This window comes from Arthrobacter sp. WCS2018Hpa-7, from assembly GCF_031843805.1.
Classification (GTDB): domain Bacteria; phylum Actinomycetota; class Actinomycetes; order Actinomycetales; family Micrococcaceae; genus Arthrobacter.
The window spans coordinates 87746-101477 of sequence record NZ_JAVTJB010000009.1; the positions used below are offsets into that span (position 1 = coordinate 87746).

The 13732-nt window shown below is 62.0% G+C and carries 9 protein-coding genes and 3 tRNA genes; 9 read left to right on the top strand and 3 right to left on the bottom strand.

Features of this window, described 5'->3' with window-relative positions:
- Positions 1 to 10: 10 nt before the first annotated feature.
- Positions 11 to 1729 (bottom strand): dihydroxy-acid dehydratase, encoded by a 1719-nt coding sequence (ilvD, locus tag RQH14_RS11935; RefSeq protein WP_311213441.1) that lies wholly within the window; start codon positions 1727 to 1729, stop codon positions 11 to 13.
- 100 nt (positions 1730 to 1829) lie between these two features.
- Complete coding sequence (locus tag RQH14_RS11940) at positions 1830 to 2783, bottom strand: LysR family transcriptional regulator (protein ID WP_311213442.1); 954 nt, start codon at positions 2781 to 2783, stop codon at positions 1830 to 1832.
- A gap of 180 nt (positions 2784 to 2963) precedes the next feature.
- Here RQH14_RS11940 and RQH14_RS11945 point away from each other — a divergent pair, with 180 nt between their 5' ends.
- The 4 genes from RQH14_RS11945 to RQH14_RS11960 all read left to right on the top strand — a co-directional run bounded on the left by RQH14_RS11945 (position 2964) and on the right by RQH14_RS11960 (position 5607).
- Positions 2964 to 3905 carry a hypothetical protein gene (locus RQH14_RS11945; RefSeq protein WP_311213443.1) on the top strand — a complete coding sequence of 314 codons (942 nt, stop codon included), beginning with the start codon at positions 2964 to 2966 and terminating at the stop codon, positions 3903 to 3905.
- A gap of 62 nt (positions 3906 to 3967) precedes the next feature.
- Complete coding sequence (locus RQH14_RS11950) at positions 3968 to 5146, top strand: PQQ-dependent sugar dehydrogenase (protein ID WP_311213444.1); 1179 nt, start codon at positions 3968 to 3970, stop codon at positions 5144 to 5146.
- Positions 5147 to 5263: 117 nt separating this feature from the next.
- Positions 5264 to 5339: transfer RNA gene (locus RQH14_RS11955), tRNA-Lys, on the top strand.
- A 192-nt stretch (positions 5340 to 5531) separates the two neighbouring features.
- Positions 5532 to 5607 (top strand) — tRNA-Lys (locus tag RQH14_RS11960).
- Between the two features lie 117 nt (positions 5608 to 5724).
- Here RQH14_RS11960 and RQH14_RS11965 read toward each other — a convergent pair.
- Positions 5725 to 6192 (bottom strand): MarR family transcriptional regulator, encoded by a 468-nt coding sequence (locus RQH14_RS11965; protein WP_311213445.1) that lies wholly within the window; start codon positions 6190 to 6192, stop codon positions 5725 to 5727.
- A gap of 85 nt (positions 6193 to 6277) precedes the next feature.
- Between RQH14_RS11965 and bcp the strand changes: the two genes are divergently transcribed.
- The 5 genes from bcp to RQH14_RS11990 all read left to right on the top strand — a co-directional run bounded on the left by bcp (position 6278) and on the right by RQH14_RS11990 (position 13673).
- Complete coding sequence (gene bcp / locus RQH14_RS11970; protein WP_311213446.1) at positions 6278 to 6751, top strand: thioredoxin-dependent thiol peroxidase; 474 nt, start codon at positions 6278 to 6280, stop codon at positions 6749 to 6751.
- Positions 6752 to 6807: 56 nt separating this feature from the next.
- Positions 6808 to 6889: transfer RNA gene (locus RQH14_RS11975), tRNA-Leu, on the top strand.
- 203 nt (positions 6890 to 7092) lie between these two features.
- On the top strand, positions 7093 to 8760 hold the full coding sequence (locus RQH14_RS11980; protein ID WP_311213447.1) for an ABC transporter substrate-binding protein: 1668 nt from the start codon (positions 7093 to 7095) through the stop codon (positions 8758 to 8760).
- A 79-nt stretch (positions 8761 to 8839) separates the two neighbouring features.
- Positions 8840 to 10345, top strand: coding sequence for a malate:quinone oxidoreductase (locus tag RQH14_RS11985; protein WP_311213448.1), 1506 nt, complete (start codon positions 8840 to 8842; stop codon positions 10343 to 10345).
- Positions 10346 to 10412: 67 nt separating this feature from the next.
- A complete protein-coding gene (locus RQH14_RS11990; RefSeq protein WP_311213449.1) occupies positions 10413 to 13673 on the top strand; it encodes an efflux RND transporter permease subunit in 3261 nt (1086 codons plus the stop codon).
- Positions 13674 to 13732: the final 59 nt, after the last annotated feature.

Genomic DNA, 13732 nt, shown 5'->3' on the forward strand with positions numbered 1-13732 from the left:
AGAGCAGGAACTACCCGCAGTACGCCCCAGTGGAGGCACTGTGGACAAGCTTGGCGTATTTGGCCAGGACGCCCTTGGTGAACTTGGCCGGCAGTGGCTCCCAGCCCTCCTTGCGGGCTTCGAGCTCGGCCTCGTCCACCAAGAGGTCGAACGAGCGTGCAGCGATGTCCACACGGATGCGGTCCCCATCCTTCACGAAGGCGATGGGACCGCCGTCGACCGCTTCCGGCGCAACGTGGCCAATGCACAAACCGGTGGTGCCGCCCGAGAAACGGCCATCGGTGAGCAGGAGCACATCCTTGCCCAGGCCTGCGCCCTTGATGGCTCCGGTAATAGCCAGCATCTCGCGCATGCCCGGGCCGCCCTTCGGGCCTTCGTAGCGGATCACCACGACGTCACCCTTGCTGATTTCGCCGTTGTCCAACGCGCTGAGGGCGCCCTGCTCACGCTCGAAGACACGCGCAGTTCCTTCAAAGACGTCAGCATCGAAGCCGGCGCTCTTCACTACGGCGCCTTCGGGAGCCATGGAACCGTGGAGGATGGTGATGCCACCGGTCTTGTGGATCGGGTTGTCCAGGGCGCGGAGGATCTTGCCGTCAAGGTCCGGCGGGTTGATCGAGGCGAGGTTTTCGGCGAGGGTCTTGCCGGTCACGGTGAGGCAGTCGCCGTGCAGCAGGCCGGCGTCGAGCAGTGCCTTCATGATGACGGGCACGCCGCCGATCTTGTCCACGTCAGTCATGACGTAGCGGCCGAATGGCTTGAGGTCACCCAGGTGCGGAATCTTGTCACCGATGCGGTTGAAGTCATCGAGCGTCAACTCAACTTCCGCCTCGCGGGCAATGGCCAGCAAGTGGAGGACGGCATTGGTGGAACCACCGAACGCCATGGTGACGGCAATGGCGTTCTCGAAGGCCTTCTTGGTCATGATGTCGCGGGCCGTGATCCCCAGGCGCAGCAGGTTGACCACCGCTTCGCCGGACTTGCGGGCGAAGTCATCACGACGCCGGTCTGCCGATGGCGGGGCGGCGGAACCCGGCAGGGACATGCCCAGGGCTTCGCCGATGCAGGCCATGGTATTGGCCGTGTACATGCCACCACAGGCGCCTTCGCCGGGACAAATGGCTTTCTCGATGCGGGTGAGGTCCTCCATGCTCATCTTGCCTGCAGCACAGGCGCCCACGGCTTCGAAGGCGTCAATGAGGGTGACTTCCTTCTCGGAACCGTCCTCGAGCTTGACCCATCCGGGCATGATGGAGCCGGCGTAAAGGAAGACCGAGGCGAGGTCCAGACGCGCGGCAGCCATGAGCATCCCGGGAAGGGATTTGTCGCAACCGGCCAGCAGGACCGAACCGTCAATTCGCTCGGCCTGCATCACGGTCTCCACGGAGTCGGCAATGACCTCGCGGGAAACGAGCGAGAAGTGCATGCCTTCGTGCCCCATGGAGATGCCGTCCGAAACGGAAATCGTGCCGAACTGCATGGGGAAGCCACCGCCGGCGTGGACGCCTTCTTTGGCGCCTTGTGCCAGGCGGTTGAGGGAGAGGTTGCAAGGCGTGATTTCGTTCCATGAACTGGCGACACCGATTTGCGGCTTGGCGAAGTCGTCGTCCCCCATGCCAACCGCACGGAACATCCCACGGGCGGGTGCCGCGTGGATGCCATCGGTGACCACCCGGCTGCGGGGCTTGATGTCCGGCGTGATGTCTGTCGCAATCTCGGTGTCACTCATGACCAAAGTCTATGGGTACCTCGCTGCCGCCGCCGCTGTTCCATGCCGGGTTAAGCCGGATCGACCAAATATTGCGCAGGAATCGAGGTTCCCGGACAGGTCAATCCTGCGGTTCCATGGTGCCCCTGTCCTGAGGGGAGTCCTGAAGTTCCCTGGCGATTGCCGCAGCCTCGCTCCTGAGCATGTCAAGGACGATCCCGATGGTTCCCCGGACGGCAACCTCCTGCCGGGAAAGTGCCACTATGCTCCTGCTGGCCTTCACCCCCGTAAGTGGCCGAAGCACCAGGCCCCGCCTGGCACTGGCCCGGGCGGTGTACCGCGGGAGGAGGCAGATCCCATGGCCCGCACCTACCAGTGCTTCCAGCACCCGCAGGTCCGGATACCGCTGTCCGCGCTTGGCCTGACGGCCCGCATGGAGCTCAATTTGGCGAAGGACAGTGTCAAAGGGAAACCCCTCCGGCACACCGATCCAGGGGTAGTCAACAACATCGCTGGGACTCAACCTCGCCTTGGCTGCCAGCGGGTGTCCCGCGGGCACGGCGACGTCGAGGGCCTCTTCGAGCAGCGGAACCACTGTCAATCCCTGCTTGGCAAATACTTCCGGGCCATCCACGCTGTGGGCCAGGACAACGTCGTAGTCGGCCACCAATGGCGCGAAGTGCGCGGTTCCCGGATCCTCGAAATGTGCGTCGAAAGTCAGCCCTTCCACCGAGGACACCCGATGCAGCACTCCGGGCAGCAGCATTTCTGCCGCGCTGGGGAAGAAAGCCGCAGACACACGGGTCTGCCATCCTTTCCTGTAGGTGTCGATGGTGGACTCAGCCCGCGCCATGGCCGTGGCGATGTCGGCAGCCGCGGCCGCCATGGCATATCCCGCTTCAGTCAACTGCACACCCCGGCCGACTTTTTCCACCAGGACAACGCCTATTTCCGCCTGGAGCGTCTTCAGTTGCTGCGACACCGCCGATGCCGTGACATTCATCGCTTCAGCAGTGGCACCCACGCTTTGACGGTCTGCCAACTCGCGCAGAATCTGCAGCCTTTTCACATCCATTCAGCCAGACTAGGCGACCCGGCGGAATTCATTTCCCCATGATTTTGCAGCACCCCAATTTTCCTCAGCAAACTGATCAAATTCCGCGGAACAGCAGGTCAAAGGCTGGACAGCCCATTAGCAGGCACGTAACGTCAGGAACACCACGAACTGCACCCCAGTGAGCAGAAGGGCATCCACATGGACTGGATAATTTGGGTCATTGTCATTGTGTTGGTCATTGCCATTGTTTGGTGGCTAATGAACCGCAACAAATCACGAAATTCCTCCTCAACCCCCGCTCCCGCCGCAATGGAGCCAGCCAACACCGCTTCCCTGCCGGATGCGGCCGCAGCAACAGCGGGCGTTGCCGGCCTGGCCGGCGTCACCAACCTGGGCAAGGCAGCCGCCGAAGGCAGTGGCCCCACCGGCGAGGAATCCCCTCGGGATCCAGCCAGGGAACCAACACTTCAACCAGCCCCGGAATCAGTGGACGAGTCCATCGCTGATGAACCGGCTGAGCTCAAAGCCCGCAAGGACCAGGAGGCCGCCGTACCGTCTCCCACCCCCGGCCTCACAGTGGAAGAACCCGTTGTTGCTGCTCCAGTGGTGGAGGAACCGGTGGTTGAAGAACCCGTGGTTGCCCAGCCGGCAGTAGACATCGACGCCACACTGCAATCGGCCGACACAGTGCAATCGACTGACGCCGTGCACTCGGCCGACACGGTGCACTCGGCTGATGCCGGCGACGTTGACGACTGGGATGCCGGTGATTCGGAGCCCGCAGGCAAAGATCACGCTGCAGACAAAGCCGAGTGGGAATCGTCGTGGACCGACTCCTCCGGTGCGCCTGTCCACCACCACGAATACACAGACGCGCACTCCCCCACCCTTCCAGGCGCCGAGTCTGCTGCGGCGGAGGATCCCACAACCTCCGGGCACCTTGCCGCCGAGCACCCTTACGGAACCGGCTCCTCCAGCACTGCGGGAGACGCCTACCCCGTGAAAGCCAACGCGACGGCCATGACTTACCACGACGAAGACACTGCGGACTATGCCGACGTTGCCGCTGACGTGTGGTTCGAATCGGCCGCGCATGCAGAAGCCGCCGGGTTCAGGCCACCCAGGCGCAACAGGCACTGACCCACCACTTGGGCAGGCAACCACTTGACCGGTAACTACGGACCTCGGTAACGGACACTGGCATGGGCACGCATTCACCCGAACGGCGAAGGCGGCTGATGCTTGCCTCCGCGTTCGCGACAATCCTGGTGATGTCGGGCTGCACAGGCAGCCCATCATCACCGGGGAGCGCGGCAACGCCGAACACCACCACCACGGCTCCCACACTTGCCAGCCCCGGCAGCAGCCAGGGGCCAGGCGGTCAAGGGCCAGACGGTCAGGAGACAGCCGGCGCCCGACAGGCTCCCGAGATCACTGAAAAGCTCGACGTCGGGTTGCAGCTGCCGTGGTCGGTGGTGTTCCTGCCGGATGGAACCGCAGTGGTATCTGAGCGCGACTCCGCCCAGGTCAAAGCCATCAGTGATGGCCGGTCCACCACTGTCGGTGAGGTTGCCGGCGTCGTCCCTGGAGGCGAAGGCGGCCTCCTGGGCCTCGCAGTATCTCCGACCTTTCAGAACGACCGCTGGCTCTATGCCTATTTCACGTCCGCCAGCGACAACCGTATTGCCAGGATGAAGCTCGGCGAGGATACCGGGAGGACGTTGTCGCTCGGCGAACCCGACGTAATTTTCTCGGGAATTTCCAAGGCCTCAACCCACAACGGTGGGCGAATCCGCTTTGGCCCCGACGGCTTCCTTTATGTGGGCACGGGAGACTCGCAACGCCGGGACCAGCCGCAGGATACCAACGCCTTGGGTGGCAAGATCCTGCGCCTCACCCCCGAGGGACAGCCCGCACCCGGAAATCCCTTCGGCGACAATCCCGTCTTCAGCTACGGGCACCGCAACGTGCAGGGTTTGGCATGGGACAGCGAGGGAAGGTTGTGGGCCAGCGAGTTCGGCCCGGACGTGGATGATGAGTTGAACCTGATCACGCCGGGAGGAAACTACGGGTGGCCCACAGTCACCGGCGCACCGGCCAGGAGCGGCCTGATCGATGCAAAGGTCGTGTGGCCTTCAACATCCGAAGCGTCTCCGAGCGGCCTGGAGATCGTCGGCCGTGTGGCTTACACAGGTGCCCTTCGCGGTCAACGGCTGTGGGCAGTACCGCTCGATGGCGAGTCAGCCGGAGAACCTGTGGCCTATTTCACAGGACAGTATGGGCGACTGAGGGACGTAGCCAGCGCCCCGGACGGCGCTTTATGGGTGGTCAGCAACAACAGGAACCCCGACTTTGCGCTGATTCTGAGGGTCGCGTCCTAGGGCCAGCGATCTGGGATGGGCCGATTTCGCAGTTGGGTGGATCTCGTGTAGAGTTACATGTCGTTGCGGAGATCGCCCGGGAAAGAAAAGCTTCCGGTTTGGTCGAATTCAACAGCTGCACCTCTAGCTCAACTGGCAGAGCAATTGACTCTTAATCAATGGGTTCCGGGTTCGAGTCCCGGGGGGTGCACCAAGGAAGGCCTTGGAGTGAATTTCACTCCAAGGCCTTTTTTCATTTCCGCAGGGCTTTGGAATCACCTATTCATGGCATGCATCACTATGGGGACTTGCTGGTTTTGAACCTGCAAAATCTGGTGTAGAGTTATTTGTCGTTGCGGAGCTCAACGAGGAATACGAATTCCCCGGACAGTCCGAAACGACAGATGCACCTCTAGCTCAACTGGCAGAGCAATTGACTCTTAATCAATGGGTTCCGGGTTCGAGTCCCGGGGGGTGCACCAATAACAAAGGCTCCGGATCGTGAAAACGATCCGGAGCCTTTTTGTGTTGCCGTTCCTTGGCTTTCCGGGACGGAACACGTTGGCTTGTCCTGGCGTGTTTGCCTGGCCCGGCGTGGGTCAGCTTTGCGCGACGTCAGTGGCTCCGTCCCGGGGTTCCGACTCAGGAGCCGGCAAACCAGCCAGCCCCCGGACGACAATCCTGAGTTCCTCGCGCAGCCGTGCGGTATCAACGGCAACGGGCGACAAGACGTCCTGCTCAAGCTTCACTGCTTCTGCGAGAGCTGCACTGCCGGCATCTGTCAGGGTCACCACATGGCTCCTGCGGTCAGAGTCGCTGCGCTGGCGCGCGATGTGCCCGTGCAGCTCCAACCGCGCAAGAGTAGTACCCATTGTCTGGGCCTTGACCCGTGCAACTTCGGCCAATGCCGCCTGCGTAATTGCACCTTTGGCGGCAAGCACTTGCATGGCAATGACCCCGGCATGGGTAAGGCCGATGGACTTCAATTTTTCGTTCCACGAGATTTCCACCAGGCGCGCAGCTGTCGAAAGCAATCGGGTGGTGGGCCATCTCTCCATATCTGGCATGCCGACAGTATATGCGCGGTCGGGGAGCCAGCGCGGCTTCTGCCCACTAAACTGGGAAATCGCGATCCCCAGCTAGGAGCATATTGTGGCAGAACGACTTATCCCGGGCGACGTTGCCCCGGACTTCACTCTTCCCGACGAAACCGGCAAAAGCGTCAGCTTGTCGGACTTCAAAGGGCGCACAACCATCGTGTATTTCTACCCAGCAGCTTCGACCCCGGGGTGCACCAAGGAAGCATGTGACTTCCGCGACACCCTGGCGTCGCTCCAGGCTGCAGGCTATGACGTTGTTGGCATCTCCCCTGATCCCGTAAAGGCACTGGCAAAGTTTGCCGCCGAAGAACAGCTGACGTTCCCCTTGCTCTCGGACCAGGACCATGCAGTGGCTGACGCTTACGCGGCCTGGGGCGAGAAGAAGAACTACGGGAAGACCTACATGGGACTGATCCGGTCCACCATTGTGGTGGACCCCGAGGGGAAAGTGTCCTTGGCGCAATACAACGTCCGCGCAACCGGGCATGTTGCCAAGCTTCGCCGGGACCTCAAGCTGGACAACTAGCGGGTACACTGGAGGCCGATAGCGGGCAGCCTCCCAGAGGCACCGGCCATCAGCCAGCGCGAGTGGTGAAATTGGCAGACACGCAGGATTTAGGTTCCTGTGCCTTCGGGCGTGGGGGTTCAAGTCCCCCCTTGCGCACAGCACGAAACACACAGTGGCCATAGGCCACACGGAACACCCCCGGTTGCAGATCCTGGCAGCACGGGGGTGTTTTTTCCTCAAGCAGCGGGGATGGATTCCTGAAAATGTGCTGGGAAGTGCACTCAGGACGTTCAACTAGACTGGAATGCGGTCTGGCCGAAGCCGGCCACAGCACTTCCAACCGGCTTGAGGGGACAAGAGTGGCAAGCAGCAAAATGCGGCGCCTGACCGTACAGTTCGGAGCTGCCGTAGCGGTTTTGGGGCTGGCAGCGTGTACAGGAACACCGGGCCCGGCACCGACGTCGTCCTCCAGCAGTACCGCGCCGGTAGAGCCCACAGCCACCTTCAACTTCGGCACAGCCTCCATGCCGCTGGGACTCGATCCCGCCATGACCGCGGATTCCGAGTCCTACCGCGTCACCCGCCAGGTCCTCGAAGGCCTTGTTGGCGTGGATGGCGCCACAGGGGAGACCACTCCCCTGCTGGCCACGGAGTGGAAAGACAGCAACAACGGGCTCAGCTACGATTTCACGCTCCGCTCCGAGGTAACCTTCCACGATGGCACTCCACTGGACGCTGCCGCTGTCTGCGCAAACTTCAACCGCTGGTTCACCTTCCCTTCCGAACTCCGGAAGCAAGCCCCGGGGATTTCGTTCCAGGGGGTGTTCAAGGCCTATTCCGACGAACCGGTGTTCTCCATCTTCAAAGACTGCAAAGTGGTCTCGGCCAACGACGTCCAGATCAACCTGACGCGGCCCTTCACCGGTTTCCTGCAAGCGCTGACCCTCCCCGCCTTCGCCATATCCTCGCCCGCCGCCCTTGAGGCGCAAAAAGCGAATGTGCTGGACCAGACCTTGAACGGCCAGGCCGTATCCGCCTATGCCAGCCACCCCGTGGGGACGGGCCCGTATGAAATCAGCGGCTGGGATGAGAATAAACTCACGCTCGCCACGTACAAGGGCTACTGGGGCAACCGGGGCCAGATAGCCACCATCAACTTCATCCCCTACGATCGCGCTGAAACGCGGCAGCAGGCCCTCCTGGACGGCAAGATCGACGCTTACGACCTCGTGACCCCCGGAACTTTTGACCAACTGGTCAAGAAGGGCGTCCAGATTATCCAGCGTGACCCGTTCTCCGTCATGTACCTCGGGATCAACCAGGCCGTGGCGCCCTTGGAGAAACTCGAAGTCCGCCAAGCGATCGAAATGGCAGTCGACAAGGAAACGCTGATCCGGCGGTTCTTCATCGACAACACGGCACAGGCCTCACAGTTCGTGCCGCCCAAGCTCAGTGGCTTCAACAACAATGCCCCGTCGCTCGGGTACAACCCTGAGAAGGCCAAGGCATTGTTGGAAAAGGCGGGCTACAAGGGTGAGGAAATCAAGTTCTACTACCCTCTGAACGCCACCCGCGCCTATATGCCCACTCCCGAGAAGATCTACGCCGAAATCAGCCGCCAGCTGGTTGCCGTGGGCTTCAACATCAAGCCAGTGCCCGTGGACTGGGAGGGTGGCTACCTGCAACGGGTCCAGTCTGCGGGAGATCGCGGACTGCACCTTCTGGGCTGGAACGGCTCCTACGCCGACGCCGATAACTTCCTGGGACCGCTGTTCGGCGAAACCCGGGCAGAGTTCGGCTATGCGGACTCGGAAGTCTTCCACAAGATCGAGCGGGCACGCGCCATGCCCGACGGAGACGACCGCAACGCCCAATACCAGGCGATCAACGCAGAGATCGCGGCCTCGGTGCCGGCGGTGCCGATCGCCTTCCCCATCTCCGCCTTGGCGTTGTCCAACAAGGTGGAAAGCTACCCGGCTTCACCGGTCCTCAACGAAGTTTTCACGAACGTCCGCTTAAAGCCTTGACGATCGCCCGCAATTTCAGTATTGGGTCTGCGCGGGGATATTCTGTGACAGCCAGTGCCGCCGCTAACGGAGATTGATCGTGACCTTCATTTCCAAGACTCAACATGCCGACGTCGTCCTTATTGGCGGCGGAATCATGAGTGCCACCCTCGGTGCATTCATCAAGCAACTCGAACCCACCTGGACCATCTCCCTGTTCGAACGACTCGACGAAGCGGGGCTTGAGAGCTCCGGACCGTGGAACAACGCCGGCACCGGACATGCCGCGCTGTGTGAGCTTAACTACTCCCCCGCAGCCAAAGACGGCTCCGTGGACCCTTCCAAGGCCCTCCACATCAACGAGCAGTTCCAGCTCTCACGTCAGTTCTGGTCCCACCTGGTGGACACCAAGGTTATTGGGTCTCCCAAGGGCTTCATCAACACAGTTCCGCACATGAGCTTCGTCATTGGCGACGACCATGCGAACTTCCTCAAAACCCGGTACGAGGCACTCAAGCCCAATACCCTGTTCCGCAGCATGGAATACACCGAGGACCAGGACCAGATCGCCAAGTGGGCCCCCCTGATCGTCAAGGGACGGGAGCGCAAGCAGCGCGTTGCCGCTACCCGCGCAGCTGAAGGCACCGACGTCGACTTTGGCGCCCTGACGCGTGAGCTCACAACCTACCTGCAGGACAGCGGTGCCGAGGTCAACTACGGCCACGACGTCACCAACATCAGCCGCGCAGCCGGTGGCGGATGGGACCTGTCCATCAAGCACCCCAAGTCCGGCGAGCACGGCCGCATCCACGCGAAGTTTGTCTTCGTGGGAGCCGGCGGCGGTGCCCTTCACCTGCTTCAGGCCTCCGGCATCCCTGAGAGCAAGGGCTATGGCGGTTTCCCCGTTTCCGGCCAGTTCTTCCGCTGCACCGACGACGCCATCACGTCCCAGCACAGCGCCAAGGTTTACGGCCAGGCATCCGTGGGCGCGCCGCCCATGTCCGTCCCGCACTTGGATACCCGCTACGTGGACGGCAAGCGTTCCCTCCTGTTCGGCCCGTACGCCGGATTCTCCACCAACTTCCTGAAGACCTCCAGCTACTTGGACCTTCCGCTGTCCATCCGACCCGGAAACATCATTCCCATGTTGGCTGTGGCCAAGGACAACATGGACCTCACCGCGTACCTCATCAAAGAGGTTGCCAAGCGGCACGAGGCCAAGGTTGAGGCCCTGCGGGAGTACTACCCTGAGGCCGCCGGCGGCAATTGGGAACTGATCACCGCTGGCCAACGTGTACAAATCATCAAGAAGCACCCTCAGAAGGGTGGCGTACTGCAGTTCGGCACCGAGGTCATTGCCTCCCGCGATGGTTCAGTAGGCGCACTGCTGGGTGCCTCGCCGGGCGCTTCGACCGCTGTACCGATCATGATCGAATTGCTGCAGAAGTCCTTCCCCAAGAACTTCAAGGGCTGGCAGTCCAGGCTCAAGGATATGATGCCGGGCTACGGCGTCAAGCTCAATGAGAACCCTGAGCTCGCTGCCGAACTGGAAGAAAGCACCGCCCGGTCCCTGCAGCTTGATGTGGCCAACGCCGTCCAAAGCTAGGCCATACCCGGGGCTGCGGCCGGTTCCCGTCAGACGAATCGTTACGTAGACCCTGGGAGTCAATGCAATGTTCCGCCTGGCCAAGCTTTCTCTGGGAAACCGGGCTCTGATCGCGCTGATCACCGTCTTTGCGGCGGTGTTCGGCGTGATCACCATGGGATCCCTGAAGCAGGAACTCATTCCCTCCATCGAGTTCCCGCAGATCACTGTGGTGACCTCCATGCCGGGCGCCTCCCCCGAGGTCGTGGACAAGCAATTAAGCCAGCCGCTGGAAACGGCACTTAATAGTGTCGAGGGGCTCGAGTCCACCACGTCGACCTCCCGCAACGGTGTATCGCAGATCACCATGGTGTTCACGTACGGGTCAAACCTTGACCGGGCACGGAACCAGATCGACCGGGCCATCTCGAACGCCAAGCGGGTGCTGCCCGCCGACGTCGAGCCCCAATCCATTGCCGGCAACATCAGCGATTTCCCCATCGTCTACTTGGCCGTGTCCTCGGACAAACCCCTCAGCGAACTCAATGCCGACCTCTTGCGGCTGAGCGTTCCCCGGCTCCAGAAAATCGACGGCGTCCGCGGCGCCGATGTCACGGGCGGGGCCAACCAGCACATCCTGATCCAGCCCCGTCCGGCAGACCTGGCCAGCAGCGGCGCGTCCATCCAGGCCATCAGCAATGCATTGAAGAACAACGGAACTTTGGTCCCCGTGGGCACCATCGAGGACCAAGGCAAGACGTTGTCCCTCCAGCTCGGCAGTCCCGTGGATTCCTTGGACATCATTAAGGGACTTCCCCTGACGGGCGCGAAGAATGCTGCCACCATCGGTGCAGTGGCCGACGTCAGCGTCGAGGACGATGCCGCTACCTCCATCACGCGCACCAATGGCAAACCGACGCTGGCGCTGTCCGTCACCAAAAAGCCCGAGGGCGATACTGTGGCGATCTCGCATGCCGTGCGCGACGCGATCGGATCCATGCAGGATGAACTCGGCAACAACGCCACCTTCACCCCGGTCTTCGATCAGGCCCCGTTCATCGAGAAGTCCATCAAGGACCTGACCACCGAAGGCCTGCTTGGACTGGGCTTCGCAGTGGCCGTCATCCTGGTGTTCCTGATGTCCGTGCGGTCCACGTTGGTGACCGCTGTTTCCATACCGCTGTCCCTTCTGATCACCTTCATTGGCATCTCCGCCACAGGCTATTCACTGAACATCCTCACTCTGGGCGCGCTGACCATTGCGATCGGGCGTGTGGTGGATGACTCCATCGTGGTGATCGAGAACATCAAGCGACACCTCAGCTACGGCGAACACAAGCTCACCGCCATCCTGACCTCCATCCGTGAAGTCGCCGGAGCCATCACGGCCTCCACGCTGACCACCGTGGCCGTCTTCCTGCCCATCGCCTTTGTGGGCGACCTCGCTGGAGAGCTGTTCCGGCCCTTCGCACTCACAGTGACCATCGCATTGTTGTCGTCATTGTTGGTTTCGCTCACGATCGTTCCTGTGCTGGCCTACTGGTTCCTCGCGTCCCCGGCAAAGGGCGCTGAAGCGGTGGCTTCCACCCAGGAGGCGGCGAAGAAGGCCCGGGAAGCCGAGCAAAAGAGCAGGCTCCAGCGCGGCTACCTTCCGATCCTCGCTAAGACACAAAAGCACCCGGTCATCACGTTGTCCGCGGCGGCCCTGGTGCTCGTGGCGACCGTTGCCGTTTCACCGCTTCTGGCCACCGACTTGCTGGGCCGCTCGGGGGAAAACAGCATGACTGTTCGCCAGGTCCTGCCCGCCGGGACCAGCCTGCAGGCCACCAGCGATGAGGCAGCAAAAATAGAAGATGCCCTGAAGGGCATCAACGGCATCAAGGACGTGCAGGTCACCTCCGGAAATGCACAGACAGGCTTCGCTGCCCTGACATCCACCGGCTCCTCCAATTCGACGTTCACCATAGTCACCGACGAGAAAGTGAACCAGACCAAGCTCCAGGATGAGGTCCGATCCAAACTCGAAAGTGCCGCGGGGAAGGTCACCGTAGGGTCCCAGCAAGGCGGTTTCGGTACATCCTCCACGGTGGACATCACCATCCGGGCGGCTAACTCCGCCGACCTCCAAACTGCCAGCGATGCCATGGTCAAGGCCATGGACGGAGTGCCGGGCAGTTCCGAGGTGGCTACCAACCTCGCGTCCAAGCAATCAGTGGTCCAGGTCCGGGTTGACCGCGCCAAAGCCGTTGCGGCCGGCTTGACGGAGGAGCAGGTAGGGGCTTTCCTGGCCTCCACTGTCAGCCCCATCCCTGCCGGCACCATCCGGATCGATACCAACGACTACCCGGTGCAGATCGGTGAGGGCACACGCTTCACCAGCATCGCTTCAGTCCGGGCACTTCAGCTCCCCACAGCACGTGGTGGGGTGGCGTTGGAGTCCATTGCCGCCGTCGAGCAGGTTGATACTCCCGTTTCCATCACCAGCAGCAACGGACAACGCACGGCGCGGGTAACTGTGACGCCGTCGGGTTCCAACCTGGGCAGCGTGAGCACCGCGGTCCAGGAGCGCCTGGCCTCAGTGGAACTTCCAGCCGGAGTCACTGCCACCATCGGAGGCGCCACAACCCAGCAGGCCGAGTCCTTCCGGCAGTTGGGCCTGGCATTGTTGGCAGCCATCGCGATTGTCTACGTGATCATGGTGGCCGCGTTCAAGTCACTCATCCAACCGCTGATCCTGCTGGTGTCAGTTCCTTTCGCCGCCACGGGCGCGGTCGGCTTGCTGTTGGTGACCGGTGTTCCGCTGGGCTTGCCTTCGCTGATCGGCATGCTGATGTTGGTGGGGATCGTGGTGACCAACGCCATTGTCCTGATCGACCTCATCAACCAATACCGCAAGCCCCATGACGGCAGCCCGGGCATGAACGTGGCAGACGCCATCACACACGGTGCGCGCCAGCGCCTCCGCCCCATCCTGATGACTGCATTGGCTACAGTGTTCGCCCTGACGCCCATGGCATTGGGACTCACAGGCGGCGGCGGGTTCATTTCGCAGCCCCTGGCTATTGTGGTGATCGGCGGGCTGGTCTCCTCCACGGCTTTGACGCTGGTGCTGGTCCCGGTCCTTTACAAGCTCGTGGAGGGACGCAGGGAAAAGAAAGACCTGCTGAAAGCCCTGCAGGACAAGCCGACGCCGACCGGAAACGGCCCGTCCGGCAGCGCGGAAAGCGGTCCGGCCAACAACCCGGCCAACGGCCCAGCCAACGGCTCGTCGGACGAGTTCCAGGATTGGACCACAGGCATGATTCCCAGAGTTAAGGGCCGCCGCGCAGCCCATCATCCCGGCGAATAGCAACCGCCTCCAACAGACTCACCCAATAGGGCAGGGCCGGGAACATTTCCCGGCCCTGC